This window comes from Endozoicomonas montiporae CL-33, assembly GCF_001583435.1.
GTDB classification, from domain to species: Bacteria; Pseudomonadota; Gammaproteobacteria; order Pseudomonadales; family Endozoicomonadaceae; genus Endozoicomonas_A; species Endozoicomonas_A montiporae.
On sequence record NZ_CP013251.1, the window covers coordinates 3,119,911 to 3,138,827 of the forward strand.

Consider the following 18,917-nt stretch of genomic DNA (forward strand, 5'->3'; position numbering starts at 1 on the left):
GGTACAATTCCCTGATCCAGATCAAACTGCTAACGACCAACGTGTGCCCATGTCCGACCATGACAATGATGAAGACCCTCAGCGCCTGTTTGAACAGGCCATGCAGGGTGTCCAGCCCATCAAAAGTAAAAAACGCCACGACCAGCAGCGCAAGCCGTCTGCTGGGATTCCCATAAGTACACTGAATACCCGGCGTGCTGCGGCACAACGAGCCGACAGCGGTGGCGGCGCAGCACTGTCAGAAGCCTGGGTAGAGCCGGTTGATCCGGAGCAGCGGCTTGATTTCGCCCGCCCGGGACTGCAGTTGACCCGGCTGCGTCAGCTACGTCAGGGAATGATCTCCATCCGCTACCAACTGGATCTTCACGGCTACAAGATTGAAGAAGCCCGGGATCTGATCTCGGAGTTTCTGTATTTCAGCAAAAGTCAGGGGTATAACTGCGTTCGTATTATTCACGGTAAGTCACATCGCAGCACCGACCGGCAAAACACTCTGAAAAGTCATGTGAATCATTGGCTCAGACAGATTCCGGATGTGCTGGCCTTTTGTTCAGCACCGCCATCAGAAGGCGGCACTGGCTCGGTACTGGTATTGATCAGAAAAAAATAGTCAGAAAAAAACAGTCAACCTTCACATTCAGCATCTGCTTCCAGCAGATGCTGAATCCCCTGATTGGCTTCCCACTCGTCCAGTGCGGCAGCGGCTCTTTCCTGCCCGGTTACCACCACTTCCTTAAACCGGTGAAACTCATAAAACTGGCAAATGTTTTTAGGCACAGTCACCAGAATATCCGGCACGTAACCGGCCATCTTGTAGCGGGTCAGTGATTGCTGCATAAGCTCCATGGACTGGTTACTGACATCCAGCAGCCCCATGGATTTTTCCAACCGTTTCTTTTCATTTTTCTGCTTGGGCACCCAGCGATTCAGCAAGCCGGTAAATAATGCGCCCTCTTCTTCATCAGGAGTTTCCTGTCGATCAAAGTCCGGTTCAGGCTCACCCAGCACATTCACCGCAATCACCAGATCGGCCAGTGCAGCCCCTGCCGGAGCAAGAGGTAAAGGATTAAGCACTGCGCCGTCTACCAGTAACTGATCGTGCATTTTCACGGGTTTGAATAAAGAAGGGATGGCACAGGAAGCACGAATGGCAGTAATCAGATCACCGCGCTGAAACCAGACTTCTTTGCGGGCAGTCAGGCTGACAGCAACGGCTGTATAAGGCACTGGTAAATCCTCTATACGACGGTCACCAACAATCTGCCGGATACGATCAAACAGCTTGTCACCTTTAATCATGCCAGGGTCAAGCAGGGAGACATCCAATAGCCGGATCATATCAAGATAAGCCAGCTTTTCCGCCCACTCACAGTATTCATCCAGTTTGCCTGCTGCCCAGACACCACCGATCAGAGCGCCCATGGAAGCGCCTGAAATCGCTGTAATCTCATAACCTCGTTTAAGCAATTCCCGAATAACACCGACGTGGGCGATGCCTCTGGCACCGCCACTTCCCAGAACAAGGGCGACTCGCTTAGCCATAATAATTCTCGATAATCTTGTTTTGATTCAGCATGAGTAATTCATCTTTAATAAAAACAAATGCCTCAAAAGAGTCAACCGACATTACCTGACGTATAAGTTTGAAACACACCTTCCTTTCTTTTGTTCTACTCTAGTTATTCACTGTTTAACTTTCTGTTTTTTTATCAGACCGTCCATGAAACGAACCGTTCCGTCACCTCTTTACCCCGTCGAAAGGTAAGGAAAATGATACGCCCCCACCTGCCCCGATTTCTGACAACAGGGTTAACCATAGCGTTCGTCGTCTATGTACTGACGGGCTGCAGCTTTGAGTCTTCTCCCATTCTTCACCCTAAAGGGCCAGTGACTGAAACCGAAAGGGATCTGATGCTGCTGGCAACAGGGATCATGGCGTTTACCCTGATCCCTGTCTACCTGCTGACCTTCTGGTGCTGCTGGCGTTATCGGGCAGACAAAAACGGTTGTTACCGGCCGGACTGGCACAAAAGCTGGCAGGTTGAACTGTTCATCTGGACCGGCCCGGTGGTGATCGTAGCGATTCTTGGCTACCTCGTGTATGTCTACACTTACCGCCTTGATCCGTACAAGGCATTAGACAATCAGCAAAACACATTCAAAGTACAGGCGGTTGCCCTGAACTGGAAATGGCTGTTTATCTATCCGGAACAGAATGTGGCAACGGTGAATGAACTGGTCTTCCCCAGCCACCGCACATTAAGTCTTGAAATCACTTCGGATACCGTCATGACGTCGTTTATGATTCCGGCTCTGGGTGGCCAGATTTACGCCATGGCGGGAATGACCACTCACCTGAATCTCCAAAGCTACAAATCAGGGCGATTTACCGGCAGAAACACCCAGTTCAGTGGTCGCGGCTTTGCAGGCATGGTGTTTGATGTGCAGGCTCTGTCCAGGCATGACTTTGAACGCTGGCTTGAAACAGTCAGACGCGCAGACAACACCCTCGACAGCCAACAATATCTGAACCTGACTCAGCCCGACACCCATCACCCCGTTGAATACTTTTCTGCGGTAACGCCAGACCTCTTTGACAAAATCATTGCCCGATACGATGAAAAGGCTGATGAAAAAAGCAGCGCCCTTCCCAAGCCTGAACCCTATAACGTGGAGTAATGCATGTTTGGCCGACTGACGCTTGAGGCTTTGCCATTTTACAGCCCGATTGCCATTGCCGGTGCTGTGGTAACGTTTTCCGGCTTTGCAATGGTTGTACTGCTGGTGAGCTGGAAGCGGCAGTGGCGTTACCTCTGGTTTGAATGGCTGACCAGCGTTGACCATAAACGCATCGGCGTGATGTATATCGTTCTGGCGCTGGTCATGCTGGTGCGAGGTGTCATTGAAGCCGTCATGATGCGGGCACAGCAGGCCATGGCGTTGAATAGCGAAGGTTATCTTCCTCCAGAGCATTTCGAACAACTGTTCAGCACCCATGGCACCATCATGATTTTTTTCGTGGCGATGCCTTTTCTCACCGGTCTTATTAATGTGATTGTTCCACAACAGCTCGGTGCCCGGGATGTTGCTTTCCCCTTTATGAACTCGGTCAGCTTCTGGCTAACAGCGGCAGGAGCAGCACTGGTGGCTATTTCATTGGTCATTGGTCGTTTTTCTACCGCAGGCTGGACAGGGTACCCACCCTATTCCGGTATTGGCTACAGCCCCGGGGTCGGGGTGGACTACTGGATCTGGGCGCTACTGATCAGCGGCGTAGGCAGTACGCTGACCGGCATTAACTTTATCGTCACCACGCTTAAATGTCGGGCACCCGGCATGAGCCTGATGAAAATGCCGATGTTTGTGTGGACATCATTTTGCACCAGCATACTCATGGCGTTTTCTTTTCCGGCGTTAACCGTTGTCGCCATTATGCTCGGGCTGGACAGAACGCTGGGAATGCACTTTTTTACCAACGACATGGGCGGCAACATGATGAATTTTGCCAACCTGATCTGGATATGGGGACATCCTGAAGTCTATATTCTGGTGCTTCCGGCTTTTGGCGTGTACTCGGAAGTCACCGCTGTCTTTTCAAAGAAAAGACTGTTTGGTTACCGTTCTCTGGTGTATGCCACCGCAGCTATTGCGCTATTGTCGTTTACAGTCTGGCTGCATCATTTCTTCACCATGGGGTCCAGCCCCAATGTTAATGCCGTGTTCGGGATAGCTACCATGATCATTGCCGTTCCAACCGGTGTAAAAATTTTCGACTGGCTATTCACCATGGTGCGCGGACGCATTACGTTTCATCCGTCTTTGCTCTTTACCATCGGATTTATTCTTACCTTTGTGATAGGTGGTATCACGGGGGTCTTGATGGCAATTCCGCCGGTGGACTACCTCGTACATAACACGACCTTTCTGGTGGCGCATTTTCATAACATGATTATTCCCGGGGCACTGTTTGGTTATTTTGCCGGTGTTCAGTACTGGTTTCCCAAAGTCTTTGGCTTCAAGCTGAATGATTTCTGGGGCAAGCTGGTGTTCTTCTTCTGGTTTGTCGGGTTTTATCTGGCCTTTATGCCTCTGTATGCCGTTGGTTTGCTGGGTATGCCCAGACGACTGGTTTCTTATACCAACCCCGACTGGCAGCCTTTTCTGATCACTGCCTTCTGTGGCGCCGGATTTATTCTGGCAGGGCTTTGCAGCCTCTTTATGCAGTTTTATGTCAGTTACCGTGATCGCGAGAATAACCGCGACCTGACCGGTGACCCATGGGATGGCAGAACGCTGGAGTGGGCAACATCTTCCCCACCGGCACCTTACAATTTTGCACGCATTCCAGCAGTCACCGATGTCGATGCTTTCTGGGTGATGAAACAAAACAGTGACTTAAATTCCGAACCCAAACCCGGGCACTATGAATCCATCGTTATGCCAAAAAACACCGGAGCAGGTGTCATCATTGGCGCATTTAGTTTTGTGCTGGGGTTTGCGGCTATCTGGTACATCTGGTGGCTGGCAGCAGTAGCGACTCTGGGAGCGATAGCGATGCTGATTATCAGAAGCTGCAATGATCATTCTGAAGACGTTATATCGTCAGCTGTCGTATTTAAAACAGAGCATGATCGCTGGTTGCTGGCGCAGACTAAAGGGCAACCAGCCTGTGATGGAAAACGACTATGAATGCCAATGCAAATCAGGCACTACTCACCGAACATCAGACTGAAAGTCTCAGCAACAAAGCCTTTGGTTTCTGGCTTTACCTTATGACCGATGCTTTGATTTTTGCTCTGCTGTTCGCCACCTATGTGACCATGTTCAGAAGTACTGCGAGTGGCCCGGAGCCATCGGAGCTGTTTGATCTGAAGCATGTTTTTCTGGAAACCGTTTGCCTGCTGCTTTCCAGCATTACCTTTGGTTTTGCCTATCTGGGAGCTCTGGGCAAACACCGATGGCAGTCGGTTAACTGGTTGCTTGTGACACTGATCTTAGGTGTTACTTTTGTTTATCTCGAAGTGGTCGAGTTCATCGGGCTTATCGAGAACGGTGCCGGACCACAGGCCAGCGGTTATCTGTCTGCTTTCTTTACGCTGGTCGCCACCCACGGGATACACGTCTCTGTGGGTATGCTGGGCATTATTATTATGATGTTCCAGATTCTGAATAAAGGTCTGACGCCTTCGGTCAATTCCAGACTGTTTCGTCTGGGGCTGTTCTGGCACTTTCTGGATATCGTCTGGATTGGTATCTTTTCCATCGTCTATTTGCCGGTGTTTATTTAAATTCTTCAAATAGCAAACACTGTTAAGCAGGGGTTAAATTGTGAAAATTCTGGAAGTCACCAGAGATAACCATCATATATACGCGAATCTGTATCAGGGTTACTCTGCCGAATTCTCGAAAATTGTTCAGGAGAAGCCGGATAAAAATGGTTTATATGAAATAGAGCCAAAGATCGAAGGTCATGTATCCGGATACTTACTGTTTATTGATGACACACCGGCTGCACTAACAGCCATTGCCAATAAGCCGGACAAACGCTTCGAAGTCTGTGACTTCTATGTGCTGCCCTATTTCCGTAAAAACAAAGTGGGCAAACGCTTCATTTCAGAACTCTTCAAAAAACTGGGCGGAAGCTGGGAAATTAAACAAGTCGCCGGTGCAGACCATGCAGTGAGTTTCTGGCGTGATGTCATTAACGACTATACATCCGGAAATTACCTGGAAGATATCTATCAAGATGAACGCTGGGGAACTGTCACAAGACAACGCTTCACTCATCCGAATAACCCCTGAGGCTCACCAGAAGAGCTAACGAAAAGAGCCCCCCGGAGGTAGCCATGGAAACACATCAACACAGTTTGAAAGACTATCTGACCGGGCTATTGCTGGCCGCTGCCCTGACACTGATTCCGTTCTGGGTGGTCTGGACCGGCGGTTGGTCAACCCGGGCCATGTTTACCACCATTACAGCGTGCGCATTGGTTCAGGTACTGGTGCATTTGCGGTATTTTCTCAATATCAGCGTTGCACGCACAGGCAAGGATTATCTGTCAGCGCTGTTGTTTTCCGGCGTGCTGATCATTCTGATGGTAGGGGGAACCATCTGGATTCTGTTTGACCTGAATTTCAGAATGATGTGACGGGTTGTCAATACAGACCTGCCAGAGAAACAGGCCTGTTGCGCAATAATCAGTGAGTGATGACCAGCGGACAATCATGGGCAGGATGCCTGCTGACAGACACCTCGATATCAAACACTGAGCGTATAATGTCCGGCTTAAGAACCGTATGAGGCTCCCCCTGTGCCACAAATTCACCCTGTTGCAGTATGAACAACTGATCCGAATAACGGGCAGCAAGATTAAGATCGTGCAGAATAACCAGCACACCAACGCCTTCATCATCAGCCTGCTGACGAGCTACCTTCAACGTTAATTGCTGATGAGCAGGGTCCAGTGCTGATGTCGGTTCGTCCAGTAACAGGAATCGATCTCCGTGCGAACACTTATCCCAGATCTGTACCAGCACTCTCGCCATATGAACCCGCTGCCGCTCACCACCAGACAAGGTTGTGTAATGCCGGTAGCGCAGATGCAGCCCGTCTACTTTCTCCAATGCCTGTTCAACGGTTTCAAGATTGCGCTGATGATCAGTGGAACAGGGCGTTCTGCCCAACAAAACAACCTCTTCCACCGTAAAAGGAAAGCTGAGAGACGAAGACTGCGGTAATACGCCCAACATCAACGCCTTTTGCTGCAAAGGCCAGTCGTCTCTCCCATTGACAAGAACAGTGCCAGACGACAATGACATTTCACCACTGACCGTCTTCATCAGAGTACTTTTACCCGCGCCATTAGGCCCCAGCACTGTGATCACCTGACCCGGCTGAACCTTCAGGCTGATATCACTGAGCAGTGTTTTATCGCCAATAGTTACTGTGGCCTGTCGTATATCCAGTGTCATCAGGCAATCCTCTTGCGTTGCTGCCACAGCAGGGAAATAAAGAAGGGGGCCCCCATCAGGGCAGTCACAATACCAATGGGCAGTTCAGCCGGACTGACAATCACTCTGGCAATCATATCTGCCACTAACAACAATGCGCCTCCAAGCATGGCTGATGCCGGCAACAGGACTTTATGATTGGGTCCTACCATCAGTCTGATAAGGTGCGGCACCACCAGTCCGACAAAACCGATGACACCAGCCACCGAGACAGATACGCCCACAGCCAGCGCCGTCAGCAATATCAGTTTAACCTTTACCACCTGTACATTGATGCCAAGGTGACGTGCTTCAGACTCTCCCAGTAACATGGCATTGAGCACATCACCATAGCGGCAAAGTAACACAACCACCGGCCCCAGCAGAGTCAACGACAGCAATACGCCATTCCAGGTCGCCCCGGCAATACTGCCCATTTGCCAGAATGTCAGGTTACGAAGAGAGCTGTCATCAGAGATATACGTCAGAATGCCCAGACCTGAGCCAGCCAGTGCGGAAATGGCAACCCCTGCCAGAAGCATGGTCGCTACCGACGTGCCGTTTGCCGTGGTGCCCATTTTGAACACCACCCAGGTAGTGATCACACTGCCAGCAAAGGCCATAAAAGTGATGGTGTAGTTTTGCAGCAGTGGTGGCAGGCTTGAAAAGATCAACCCTCCCAACACAATGGCAACACCGGCTCCAAGCGCTGCACCACTGGCAACACCGATAATACTGGGGTCCGCCAGAGGATTCCGGAACAACCCCTGCATGGCGGCACCACCTACTGCCAGAGAGCTTCCCACCAGCACCCCAAGCATCGTTCTGGGTAGTCGGATAGATTCAATAATCAGACGGGTGGATTCGGGAAGGTCGGCACTGATAAGCCCCATACGATCCAACAGAAGGCTGACAATATCCTGTGGGGCGATAAAAACCGGACCAACACCGATGGACAAGACAACCGTTAATGGCAGGATAATCCCAAGCCCCAACAACAGCCCTTCAGACTTTCGACTACGATTCATTTTGATTATCCGGGAAATTCCTGTTCCATGACTCGATGACTATTTCAACAGACATACGTACTCAGCTACAAAAGCAGCCGGCCAAAATACTAAATGATAATCAGTTGCACTACCAGCAGGCCGTTAGATTAAACACTGATTGTTCCAGTTAATGATCTTGCAAAGACCCGACAAATAAGAAGCATTACAGACAACATACGCAACAGGTTAAGGACATTCACGTAAATTCGCTTTTAATCAATGATTCTGAATCTTCATTCTGACAAAATGCACTTCCGGCACTATTGTTCAAAATTTCAGCTGTCATTTTCAATAAAATGAATTCATCATCTATATTCATCAGCCAGATTGATGCATTCATTTTTATAACCCGCGACGGCTTAACGGAGTTTAAATGTCGGAACTTGCTCAGGACTTTGCGCACTCAACCGTACCAGAGTCGTCTCGCAAAGGATTTTTCCCCATTCTTGTGGTCATGGTTGGCTTTACCTTCTTCTCTGCCAGCATGTGGGCCGGTGGCACTCTCGGTCAGGGGCTGACATTCAGCGAGTTCCTTCTGACCGTTATGGCAGGTAATCTGCTACTGGGCATTTACACTTCTGCACTCGCCTTTGTGGGCAGTAAAACCGGCCTTTCCACACACCTTCTGACCCAATACGCCTTTGGCAAGCTGGGCGCAAAGTTTACCTCACTGTTACTGGCTTTCACCCAGGTAGGCTGGTTTGGTGTCGGGGTCGCCATGTTTGCGCTGCCGGTGAATCGCGCCACCGGCATTGATGTCAGTACGCTTGTTGTCGTATCTGGCGCACTGATGACCGCCACCGCCTTTTTTGGCTTCAAGGCTCTGACCATTCTCAGCTTTATTGCCGTACCCGCCATTGTTCTTCTGGGTGGTTTTTCAGTCAGCCAGGCTATGGCCGAGGCCGGCGGTCTGCAGGGATTGTTTGCTATCAGTCCTGAACACAGCATTGGTTACGCCGCTGCGATCAGTATCTGCATCGGATCATTCATCAGTGGCGGTACACTCACTGCCGACTTTACCCGTTTTGCCCGCACCCCGAAAATTGCCGTCACCGCCACACTGCTGGCTTTCTTCCTTGGCAACACCCTGATGTTCAGCTTTGGTGCGATTGGCTCCATGGTCGTCGGACAGGCTGACATTGCCGAAGTGATGTTTATTCAGGGACTGATTCTCCCTGCCGTCATTACCCTTGGTCTGAACATCTGGACTACTAACGATAACGCCCTGTATGTCTCCGGTCTGGGTCTGGCATCCATCACCGGTAAAAACAAAAACCTGATTGTTATCATCAACGGTATTCTCGGTACCGCCTTTGCTATCTGGCTGAACAACAATTTCGTTGGCTGGTTAAGCCTGCTGAACCTGACGCTGCCACCCATTGGTGCCATTCTGCTGGCCGATTACCTGTTTGTTCGCAAAGGGCATTACCCGGCCTTTGAACATCATCGTTTTGATGCACTTAACCTGAACGCCATTCTGGCCTGGGCTCTGGGTGTGCTGGCAGCGGGTTATCTACCGGGCATTGCTCCGATAAACGGTGTACTTGCAGCCGCTGCCTGTCATATCCTGATGCAGAAATTTCCTCTGACCCGTAACTGGACACTGACTGATGCGTCTTGAAAACGTTCGCCTGCACCAGCAGGCTGACTTATACGACATTGTTATGGAGAATGGCTGCATCCAGTCCATTTCTCCGGCTGGCTCTGACCGCAACGTACCGATGGATTCAATGGATGCCAAGGGTCGCCTGGCACTGCCACCATTCGTTGACCCTCATGTTCATCTGGACACCTGTCTGACGGCGGGTGAACCGGTATGGAATCGTTCGGGCACACTGTTTGAAGGCATTCAGAACTGGTCTGAACGTAAGAAAACACTGACTCACGACGATGTAAAGTCCCGCGCCACCCGTGCGCTGAAATGGTACATCGGACAAGGGGTTCAGCATGTCCGCAGCCATGTTGATACCACTGACCCAAGCCTGACCGCTCTGCATGCACTGCTGGAACTGCGGGAAGAAATGCGCGAGCTGATCGACATCCAGCTGGTTGCCTTTCCGCAGGAAGGTATTCCTTCGTTCCCTAATGGCAAGCAACTGCTGGAACAGGCCATGCAGCTCGGTTGCGATGCCGTGGGTGGTATTCCGCATTTTGAATACACCCGCGAATACGGCATTGAATCTTTGCATACTGTGTACGAACTGGCAGAGAAATACGACGCCCTGATCGATATTCATTGCGATGAAATTGATGACGAACAATCCCGCTTTGTAGAAACCGTTGCCTGTCTGGCTCTTGAAAGAGGCATGGGGCAACGTGTGAGCGCCAGCCACACCACGGCAATGCACTCTTACAACAAAGCCTATGTCGTAAAACTGATGCGCCTGCTGCAAAAGTCCGGCATTCACTTTATTGCCAATCCGGTGACCAACCTGAATCTTCAGGGGCGAATGGACACTTACCCCAAGCGTCGTGGCATTACCCGCATTGAAGAACTGCTGGGCGCCGGTGTAAACGCCTGCTTCGGTCAGGATGACATTGTTGACCAGTGGTTCCCGATGCAGGGCGGCAATATGCTTCAGGTGTTGTTTACAGGACTGGTTGGCTGCCAGATGACCGGCCTGGACCAGATTAATCAGGGTATTGAACTGATTACCAGCAACAGTGCCAAAGCCCTGAATATTCAGGATCAATACGGTATCGAAACCGGCAAACCCGCCAACCTGATTCTGCTGGATGCCGAATCAGTGTTTGATGCCGTGCGCCGTCAGGCCGTTGTGACTCATTCCTTCCGCAAGGGCAAGCTGATTGCCTCCACCCAGCCTGCCACCACCCTGATTCATCATAATGGTCAGCAGGCGGTTGATTTCTATTACAATCAGCGCTGATACCATCAACGAAGTGGGCATTACCCACTTCGCCAAACCTTGAACTAATACCAATTTCACCTTCTAAACATGAATTGCGCAGCCATTCTGAATCACGGGAGCTGCATTGGAACTCCTCGCAATACCCAAAGAGCACAAGTAGCTCTCTATTACTCGTCGCTCCGCCTTTATGCCCTTCAGGGAATTGTCCCGTGACCCATAATGACTTGCTCATGGTCATATTTAGAAAGCGGAATTGGTATAATACAGATTGCGAGAACAACACAGAAAATAATTGGTGTGAGTACTGGAACGACTCATAGAAATTTAAGGTTTCGTACAATTAGCTGCTAATGAATAAGCAACCGTGATATTCAGACAACAACCGACTTTGTATTCTTGATTCTAGGAGCCTGTCGGACTTACCACTGACCTACTGCGAAAAAGCCGGATTTGGCCATTTTTGACGATCCTTTTCGTTGAATAGCTCGCTATTCGCCTCAAATGATCGTCAAAACTGTCTCAAACCGGTCTTTTTCTCGCTACGGTCGGCTAAGTCCGACAGGCTCCTAGGCAGGCAATTAAATCTGTGACTATATTGGAAGCTGTTATTAAAAATCACATCAAATAAGATGCTTAAAGTACACGGTTCACTGCCGGTTCTCAGGTTTCTTTGTCTCTGCTTTGTGATGCAGCAGGCAGTCGCCATGAGCAGTCATGCTGAGCACAAATCCTATAATATGCTGATACCCATGCTGGCTATGAGCTACTGGCATGCTGCTCAGAATAAGCCACTCATTCCAAAACTTAATCAGGCATCACTGACTGAGCAACAGTTCCCGAAAAACTCATGCCCGGTTGATAAGATCGTTTCCGTCGTTGCTCCACACTATCATCAGAAGACGCTGGAAGTATTTCTGGCTAACCATTATTTCTGGCAGTCTTCAGGACAGAACACCTTTTTTGAACTGAAAGCATTTCATTTGCCTTACTCCATGACATACGTTGGTCCAGATGGACACTGCCACCAACATTGGATTATTCAGGGTAGCGCCAAGCAAAACACCTTAACTGACATTGACCCCGGGGACCCGGAAAACAGCAACACGGAATTATCCTTGAATGATAAGTCGGAAGTCCCCCTTCCATTTAATGTTACCCGATCATTAGAGAACCATTATGACCTTGATCCAATAGAAAACCCGTTAACGAATCTTTTTCCAGATCCCTATCCCCTTACAATCAAATACTCTGATTCAGGCATTCCTGTTTCATTTCAGGATTCCATCTGGTTACGGATGAATCCGGAAGAATCGATAATTCTGTTAGCTTCAGAGTTTCCCGCAGTAGTAAAAGTTAGTCATCTAACCGATGAAACCCGGCCTCAATTCATTGCAGCCGAGTCTATCGATAATGCCACCGGCAATATCCACCCAGTTTTCAGGTTATATAACAAAATACAGGCTCAGGTATCCGAAGATCCACTGCTAAGGTTTCTGGCACTGATTTACGGGGCTGCCTTTCATGTGCTGGATAATAATGGTCAGTCATCGTACATCATCCATCGCAATGGCAAACTGGTCTTCATCAGTCAGGCTGTGTTGCGTCTGTGGCTTAGTCGGTACCGTCAAAGCCGGCTTGAATCGCTGTATCCGGAAATTTTCGGCCCACAACTACCAGCGGGTGGCGGCTGGCATGAATGGAACCGCTATGTTCGCAAGAAACCTGTCGGAGAGGGACAATCAAGGAAAGGGGGTAACCCCGGGGATAGGAATAGGAATAGAAACGATGCTCACTCAGCAAGACGGCCCGTACCGGTGAAAAACAATGCCCTCCCTCAAGACCCTGCCAGACAGGCCCGCTTTGTAACTTCAGGAAAAACCGGCGGCAAACCATCCATTGAGCTCAGAGAAATTTCTGAGCAACTGAAGAACGCTGAACAACTATGCGATGCCAAAGAGTATGACCGGTCTATTGGCGTTCTGATTCGAACCGCCTTACGCATGAATAGCGCAAACATCGATAAACGTCATGACCTTCGTAAAAAGCTGAATGGCATCCTGAACAAAGCCATACTCAAACAAATGAAGACCCATGTTTTTGGTGAAGCCAAGCGCAATAATCATCAACAGGCTATTCAAAACTTGCGCGCACTGAAAATAATCCCCTTTGATATGCTGTCTGAAGGCCATATTGTCAGTATGGAATCAGCAGCCCATGTCAGTGGAATAAAGCTTTTCGAAGCAAAAATTGACGGCTTACATAAGCAATTAAATGCCGGTGCAGACGAAAACCAAATCAGACAAAAGGCTATGGCTCTGTATCAAAGCCATCGACAAGTCCTGTCAGAAGTAAGGCGTAACGGTCTTGCCATAGCCTGGTGTCAGTCGTTGAGACCCTTGCTTGATGAAATCAGTGAACTTCAGAATAACGAACCACTGCGGGCCTTCAATAAACTCGGCCCTAATGTCATCCCTTATGTCGATTTACTTGGCTCAGATCACAATTCTTGCACAGTTACTCGACGAAGGGTTCGGGCAATTCTGCCAAATGTCATCGACCAAACTCTGACTGCTCTCGAACAGGATCCGACACAACTCTCACGTTTGCTTGAATTCCGTATAGAATGGGTACTCATTACTGCCAAACAAAAAAGATTGATTGATGAAACGGCGCTGGAAAAATTAACAACTCGACTAAGCACCCTGCAACAATCCTATTCTGTATCCCCTGAAAAGCACTTTCAGATCAGATTCAGGGCACTGTACGAACAGAATCATTCTGAACAGGAAGCAGAACATCAACTTAAGGGCTCCGTTCTTTATCTGATGAATCAGGTGGATAACTATCTCACAAAGGGTGACTTCGGTAAGGCCATGGGGCTGATTATTGCAATCCATAAAGAGACTAAAAATGCACTGCCTTACGGTACCAAAGCAAGACTGTACAACCAGTTGCGCGCGGCAGCCTACCCGTTGCTGTACGATTTAACACTGGTCATCAACGCCCGTTCAGCCCTCGTTAACGTCCCGAATATCTTTAACGAATTAAAAAGCAGACTTGGCGAACTCGATCTACAACTGGCAGCTTCCCAAGTTTATAGTTTGTCCTGGATGGGTAATTTGTTTGTTTGGGTGAAAGTCTCATACTGACCATTTTTTCTGGGCTTGCCGTCCGTGGTTTATACAGCAGCTACAAATTTTCTCTGGACTTACATAGGAACGGCCAAACACCGCTATGATCGTTACTGTAAAAGATACCGCAACAGTGAAAGGCCGCCCCGATGCAAGTATGTCAGCCACTAGCTGAAGCCGCCAATTTTTCTTGTCATGCTATCCAACAGCTTGAGCAAAAACTGGCCGTTCTTCGTCAGGAACACAGCCCAATCAAGCACTTTGAAGACTATGAAGGTGAGATCCATAAACTCTTTATCGAAGCAGAGCAAAGCGTTCTGGCAGAAGACCTGACCGGGCTTGATATTGACGTTCCTGCGATTGAGGTAAGCGGTGTCTGTTACCATCGGGTGTTGCGATCTTCAGAAACTTATCAATCCGCTGTCGGCCCTGTCCGGGTTTTGCGTACGCTCTATCGTAACGGTAAGGATCACTCTATCATCCCTTTGGAGCTACAGGCAGGTATTGTAGAGGGGTATTGGACACCAAAAGCAGCTAAACAAGCTGTCTGGATGGTTGCGCAAATGCCTCCCGGAGAGGCTAAAAGCCTACTTGATCTGATAGGGAACATGACGCCCTCGGAAAGCTCTCTGGCCAGACTACCCAAAAAGTTCAATGCGCAGTGGGAACCCAATAGGGAAGCCTTTGAAGACTTTCTCTGGGAAAGCGTCAAGGTTCCTGAAGAAGCTGTGACTGCCGCCGCTTCTCTTGATGGCGTCATGTTGCCGATGAAAGATGGTAAACGTCAGGAAAAGCGGGAACAGAATAGAGTCGATGGCAAGCGAACCCGTGGCCCTGCTGGCTGTCAGGAGGCCAGTTGTGGAACATTGTCGTTTTACGATGCACAGGGTGAACGCCTCTCAACGGTCAGGATGAGTCGAATGCCTGAAAGCAAGAAAGTGACTTTGAAACAATCACTCTCCGCACTCCTGAGCGAAGCTCTTCGACAGAGGCCAGATCTGACGCTTGTTAAAGTCGCTGATGGGGCAAAAGACAACTGGACCTACCTTGCCAATGAACTCCCTGAAGGTCACGAGGTTGTAGACTTCTATCATGCCGCAGAGCACCTGAAGAAAGCGTTTGACCTGTCCTATGGTGAAAACAGCAACAAATCCAGAGAAAAGTTCATCACCTATCGCCACATCCTCAAAGAGGAGCCCGAAGGTGTTGAAAAAGTCATCAAAGCTCTGGCTTACCAGCATAAACGACACCCTCGTCGATCGAAGTTGAAAACAGAGCTGGAGTACTTCAGAAGTAATCGAACCCGCATGAACTATGCTGAACACTTGTCGCACAACTTGCCAATAGGCTCAGGGGTTATTGAGGCTACTTGTAAAACCTTGGTAACGCAGCGAATGAAGTGTTCTGGAATGAGGTGGCGGCATCCCGGAGGCCAAGGTATTTTGACAGCAAGGTCATTAATTCAGAGTGGCATGTTCGACAATGGCTGGAAGTTACTGGCGGTGACCTACTGCGCCAAGGTCACGGAAGTGGGTATGGACAATGTCATCCCATTCCCCATGCAGAAAGGTGACTTGGAATTATAGTACCAGTCAATATGAGACTTTCACCCATTTGTTTCCTGCCAAACCTGCTACAAGGGTTCAGGAGGTTCTGCACAGCCACCATCAGAGGCTTCTGGAAAGTCAGAGGCAAATCGATGCAATAAGCATACTACTGGAACAGGAAAACTGGCAGGAACATCTGCCATCAATACCGGATGGCAAAGCTATTCACAGCGAACACCTTGAACAATGGCGCAATCTTGTCAATCAATTTGTCAGTAAGGTAATCAGTGCCAGTCAGGCTCAGGAGAGCCTCAATGAACTGAACCGGGCTATGGAGCTACTGAATGTGCCTACCCACCTTCAACCATCTTGTACAGAGAGCACCAGAGAACAGATAGAGACCCTGAGACAACGGCTGCAAATGAGTATAACCATTCAGGCTCAGCTTCAAGACATTCAGGCGAATAGGAACAGTGATGTCAATGTTGCAGTTCAACAATTATTTCAACTGGGTACTCTGTCTCAGCATCCCGTATCTGATCAGACCCAACAAATGATCGCTCAAGAAACAGAGGCCGTTGCCCGGGAAATGATCCGTCAACTAGAGCTGAATCTTCAATATTCACCACTGGACAACTCTCCTCTGAATCACTTGAAAAAACTTGAGTCAATTCACCCTGAAACCTTAAGCCAACTACACAACAGCATTGAAGCACTGTCAGAGCAATACACTCAGACAATCCGGCTTGATGCGAAACTGGATCAAATTAGCAGCATTGAAAACCCTGGAACTCTGCTGGAAAACCTGAAGACTGTGATCAATCAGCAATTCCCGACGAATTAATTCAGCCCAACAGTACCAAGGTCTGAGAAGGACCCATAAAAAAGCAAATTCCTGAACTTTGAGCTAAATTTCATGCAGTACTCATTCACTGTCGTATTTCTATGCCTGCTAAGCAAGACAAAATTTTGGTCGATCGGTTAATCAATACTGTTCGCCAGCAAGCATCCCTAATACCTGATCATCGTCCCAATAATTGCAAGGAAAAAATTCTTCTCTCTGATGCAATAATGTCCGGTCTGGCTGTGATGCACATGAAATGCCCTTCACTTCTGAGCTTTGAGCATGAATGTAAAAATCCAAGGGTTGTTCACAACCTGCGCCAGATGTACGGCGTTCAGCGTATTCCCAGTGACACCCATCTGCGGGAGATACTTGACCCTATTGAAACTGATCATTTCAGGCCATTTTTCAAGTCACTCTTCTCTTACGTCCAGAGTTCGAAGTGGCTAAAAAAGTTTCAGTATTTTGAAGAAGGCTATCTGGCTCCAGTGGATGGTACAGGGCATTTCGCTTCAGGCAAGATTAGCTGCCCTGAATGTTGTATCAAAAAAGCCGATACTGATACCCCCCAGTATTACCACCAACTGTTGGCTATATGTCTGGTCAAGCCCGGACAAAAAGAGGTCTTGCCTCTGATGCCAGAGCCTATTACCAAGCAGGTCAATGCTTCTAAAAACGATTGCGAAAAAACCGCACTAAAGCGGTTGCTGGAAAACGTCTACAGAGAACATCCCAAACTAAAACTGGTACTGACATTTGATGACCTGTATTCAGATGGGCCGACGATAAAAATGGTCAAGTCTTATGGGTACAGCTTCATTATGGTGGCCAAGGACAGCGACCATGCGTCATTGGTTGAGGCGGTTGATACTCTGGATGCCAGGGGTGAGGTTAACCGTTATGAATACGTTGATGAGGACGGCTACCGGCACTGGTTCAGATACGTCAACAACGTTCCCATCAACAAGAGTCACAAGGATGTTCTGGTCAACTATCTGGAATATGTTGAGATTAGCCCCAAGGGCGAGAAATACACCAATGTCTGGGTAACAGATATCCAACTGACTGACGACAGCGTCACCAGAGTGATGCGCGGAGGCCGTGCGAAATGGAAGATTGAAAATGAAACCTTCAACACGCTCAAGACACAGGGTTACCACCTCGAACACAACTACGGACACGGCAAGGAGCATTTGGCTACAAACTTTGCCTGCCTGACGTTTACCGCCTTCCTTATTGATCAGATAGAACAGTTAGGGTGTTGCTTGTTTCAGAAAGCCTGGACGGCAAGCCACTCTAAAAAAGCGCTTTGGGAGCATATGAGAAGCCTGTTTCAGTGGTTTTTCATTGACTCTTGGCGAGACTTTTTTATGGCAATAATCTCAAGAACCTCTGAAGGAGTTGGTCATAATATCCGTTCTGTTATTCCAGATACTTCATAGCTGCCGGGGTGAGCCTGTGTCTGAGCGAAAAATTCATCCAGAATGTCAGCTTTGGGCTGAAGGTTGTTTGCTGCAAATCCGAAAAATGGTTCACCCTGCAGCAGGGTATACGTCTTAAGGCGTATATTTGTCGGGAATTGCTGGTGATCAATTCATATGACACGGATACTCTGCACAGAAGAGCAGAACCATTAGATAAACTGCTGCAACGTGTCATTAAACACCAAACAGTCACCATTTCGGAAACAAGTCAACTCAAAGATCAATGGCATACTGGCGTTGAAATGTTGTCTTCACTTCAACAGTTAATAGAATTACAACCGACTCTTACCTTGCCTCAAAGTCAAAGGCTGCAGCAGGAATTGGAAGAGCAGCTTTGGACTAACTTTACAACACTGTTTTCTATCACTACTCACCCAGCAGCAACTATTTTTGTAAGACAGCATACTGGCAAACTGTACCCAAACCCCGAAGCTGTATTCTATCTGGCCAAATTAATGGAAAATAAAGATTATCGAGGTGCTGCACATGGCCTTTATAGACAATTGGCAGAAAAATCGGATGATCAGGCCATTAAGGAACGCTGTAATGGGAATATGCAAAGACTTAAAAACAGCAGTACTTCAAACCGTTGAACTCTCGTTGAACTCTGCTTTTTATACCAATTCCGCTTTCTGAATATGACCATGAGCAAGTCATTATGGGTCACGGGACAATACCCTGAAGGGCATAAAGGCCGAACGACGAGTAATAGCGAGCTACTTGCGCCCTTTGGGTATTGCGAGGAGTTCCAACGCAGCTCCCGTGATTCAGAATGGCTGCGCAATTCATGTTTAGAAGGTGGAATTGCTATTACTTGTCGATTGAACACTAAAAACACCGAGGTTAGGTTAAATCCTGCCTGGCTCATACGACCACTACTGTACATAAAGCACTCTGCCAGTTATGAACTAGACTTCCTCCCGTGCATAAACATTTATGAAAAATAGCATCGGGAGACGCTAAGGATGTACCCTTCGTTTTTGACTAATCCAGTATTCAGAT

The 18,917-nt window shown here is 48.5% G+C and carries 16 protein-coding genes; 13 read left to right on the top strand and 3 right to left on the bottom strand.

The features are described 5' to 3' along the window. The first annotated feature begins 49 nt into the window (after positions 1 to 49). Positions 50 to 610, top strand: coding sequence for a Smr/MutS family protein (locus EZMO1_RS14325; protein ID WP_034872713.1), 561 nt, complete (start codon positions 50 to 52; stop codon positions 608 to 610). A 14-nt stretch (positions 611 to 624) separates the two neighbouring features. On the opposite strand, the gene EZMO1_RS14330 is transcribed toward EZMO1_RS14325, so the two are convergent. Further along, positions 625 to 1,542: a patatin-like phospholipase family protein gene (locus EZMO1_RS14330; RefSeq protein WP_034872711.1), complete on the bottom strand. Its 918-nt coding sequence runs from the start codon at positions 1,540 to 1,542 to the stop codon at positions 625 to 627. Positions 1,543 to 1,770: 228 nt separating this feature from the next. Here EZMO1_RS14330 and EZMO1_RS14335 point away from each other — a divergent pair, with 228 nt between their 5' ends. From EZMO1_RS14335 to cyoD, 5 genes are read left to right on the top strand one after another with little or no spacing between them, the layout of a single operon-like run. Further along, positions 1,771 to 2,679 carry a COX aromatic rich motif-containing protein gene (locus EZMO1_RS14335; protein WP_082211558.1) on the top strand — a complete coding sequence of 303 codons (909 nt, stop codon included), beginning with the start codon at positions 1,771 to 1,773 and terminating at the stop codon, positions 2,677 to 2,679. A 3-nt stretch (positions 2,680 to 2,682) separates the two neighbouring features. Continuing rightward, a complete protein-coding gene (locus EZMO1_RS14340; protein ID WP_034872709.1) occupies positions 2,683 to 4,689 on the top strand; it encodes a cbb3-type cytochrome c oxidase subunit I in 2,007 nt (668 codons plus the stop codon). Then, entirely contained in the window at positions 4,686 to 5,288 is a 603-nt protein-coding gene (locus tag EZMO1_RS14345) for a cytochrome c oxidase subunit 3 (protein ID WP_034872707.1), read from the top strand. Before EZMO1_RS14340 ends, EZMO1_RS14345 begins: the two co-directional genes overlap by 4 nt. A gap of 40 nt (positions 5,289 to 5,328) precedes the next feature. Beyond that, positions 5,329 to 5,802 (top strand): GNAT family N-acetyltransferase, encoded by a 474-nt coding sequence (locus EZMO1_RS14350; RefSeq protein WP_034872706.1) that lies wholly within the window; start codon positions 5,329 to 5,331, stop codon positions 5,800 to 5,802. 44 nt (positions 5,803 to 5,846) lie between these two features. Beyond that, a complete protein-coding gene (cyoD, locus tag EZMO1_RS14355; RefSeq protein ID WP_034872705.1) occupies positions 5,847 to 6,149 on the top strand; it encodes a cytochrome o ubiquinol oxidase subunit IV in 303 nt (100 codons plus the stop codon). A 49-nt stretch (positions 6,150 to 6,198) separates the two neighbouring features. Here the strand turns inward: cyoD and EZMO1_RS14360 are convergent, their stop codons facing one another. Continuing rightward, positions 6,199 to 6,972: a heme ABC transporter ATP-binding protein gene (locus EZMO1_RS14360; RefSeq protein WP_034872704.1), complete on the bottom strand. Its 774-nt coding sequence runs from the start codon at positions 6,970 to 6,972 to the stop codon at positions 6,199 to 6,201. After that, positions 6,972 to 8,018: a FecCD family ABC transporter permease gene (locus EZMO1_RS14365; RefSeq protein WP_034872703.1), complete on the bottom strand. Its 1,047-nt coding sequence runs from the start codon at positions 8,016 to 8,018 to the stop codon at positions 6,972 to 6,974. The genes EZMO1_RS14360 and EZMO1_RS14365 overlap by 1 nt, the downstream gene beginning before the upstream one ends. Positions 8,019 to 8,412: 394 nt before the next feature. Between EZMO1_RS14365 and codB the strand changes: the two genes are divergently transcribed. From codB to EZMO1_RS14400, 7 genes are all read left to right on the top strand, one after another. Next, complete coding sequence (codB, locus tag EZMO1_RS14370; protein WP_034872702.1) at positions 8,413 to 9,660, top strand: cytosine permease; 1,248 nt, start codon at positions 8,413 to 8,415, stop codon at positions 9,658 to 9,660. Then, positions 9,650 to 10,927, top strand: a complete 1,278-nt coding sequence (gene codA, locus EZMO1_RS14375) for a cytosine deaminase (RefSeq protein ID WP_034872701.1) — start codon at positions 9,650 to 9,652, stop codon at positions 10,925 to 10,927. Before codB ends, codA begins: the two co-directional genes overlap by 11 nt. Positions 10,928 to 11,538: 611 nt before the next feature. After that, positions 11,539 to 14,058, top strand: coding sequence for a hypothetical protein (locus tag EZMO1_RS14380; protein WP_222842119.1), 2,520 nt, complete (start codon positions 11,539 to 11,541; stop codon positions 14,056 to 14,058). A 131-nt stretch (positions 14,059 to 14,189) separates the two neighbouring features. Continuing rightward, entirely contained in the window at positions 14,190 to 15,626 is a 1,437-nt protein-coding gene (locus tag EZMO1_RS14385; RefSeq protein WP_034872942.1) for a hypothetical protein, read from the top strand. Positions 15,627 to 15,654: 28 nt separating this feature from the next. After that, a complete protein-coding gene (locus EZMO1_RS14390; RefSeq protein WP_034872698.1) occupies positions 15,655 to 16,431 on the top strand; it encodes a hypothetical protein in 777 nt (258 codons plus the stop codon). 101 nt (positions 16,432 to 16,532) lie between these two features. Next, complete coding sequence (locus EZMO1_RS14395) at positions 16,533 to 17,873, top strand: transposase (protein ID WP_145912517.1); 1,341 nt, start codon at positions 16,533 to 16,535, stop codon at positions 17,871 to 17,873. An 8-nt stretch (positions 17,874 to 17,881) separates the two neighbouring features. Continuing rightward, the gene (locus tag EZMO1_RS14400) at positions 17,882 to 18,508 is read left to right on the top strand and encodes a hypothetical protein (protein WP_034872697.1); all 627 of its coding nucleotides are present in this window, start codon (positions 17,882 to 17,884) and stop codon (positions 18,506 to 18,508) included. Positions 18,509 to 18,917 lie beyond the last annotated feature (409 nt).

Bases quoted from the DNA above. Each gene is read 5' to 3' on its own strand.
- EZMO1_RS14325 (WP_034872713.1), top strand. From the start codon at position 50: ATGTCCGACCATGACAATGATGAAGACCCTCAGCGCCTGTTTGAACAG.
- EZMO1_RS14330 (WP_034872711.1), bottom strand. From the start codon at position 1,542: ATGGCTAAGCGAGTCGCCCTTGTTCTGGGAAGTGGCGGTGCCAGAGGC.
- EZMO1_RS14335 (WP_082211558.1), top strand. From the start codon at position 1,771: ATGATACGCCCCCACCTGCCCCGATTTCTGACAACAGGGTTAACCATA.
- EZMO1_RS14340 (WP_034872709.1), top strand. From the start codon at position 2,683: ATGTTTGGCCGACTGACGCTTGAGGCTTTGCCATTTTACAGCCCGATT.
- EZMO1_RS14345 (WP_034872707.1), top strand. From the start codon at position 4,686: ATGAATGCCAATGCAAATCAGGCACTACTCACCGAACATCAGACTGAA.
- cyoD (WP_034872705.1), top strand. From the start codon at position 5,847: ATGGAAACACATCAACACAGTTTGAAAGACTATCTGACCGGGCTATTG.
- EZMO1_RS14360 (WP_034872704.1), bottom strand. From the start codon at position 6,972: ATGACACTGGATATACGACAGGCCACAGTAACTATTGGCGATAAAACA.
- EZMO1_RS14365 (WP_034872703.1), bottom strand. From the start codon at position 8,018: ATGAATCGTAGTCGAAAGTCTGAAGGGCTGTTGTTGGGGCTTGGGATT.
- codB (WP_034872702.1), top strand. From the start codon at position 8,413: ATGTCGGAACTTGCTCAGGACTTTGCGCACTCAACCGTACCAGAGTCG.
- codA (WP_034872701.1), top strand. From the start codon at position 9,650: ATGCGTCTTGAAAACGTTCGCCTGCACCAGCAGGCTGACTTATACGAC.
- EZMO1_RS14380 (WP_222842119.1), top strand. From the start codon at position 11,539: ATGCTTAAAGTACACGGTTCACTGCCGGTTCTCAGGTTTCTTTGTCTC.
- EZMO1_RS14385 (WP_034872942.1), top strand. From the start codon at position 14,190: ATGCAAGTATGTCAGCCACTAGCTGAAGCCGCCAATTTTTCTTGTCAT.
- EZMO1_RS14395 (WP_145912517.1), top strand. From the start codon at position 16,533: ATGCCTGCTAAGCAAGACAAAATTTTGGTCGATCGGTTAATCAATACT.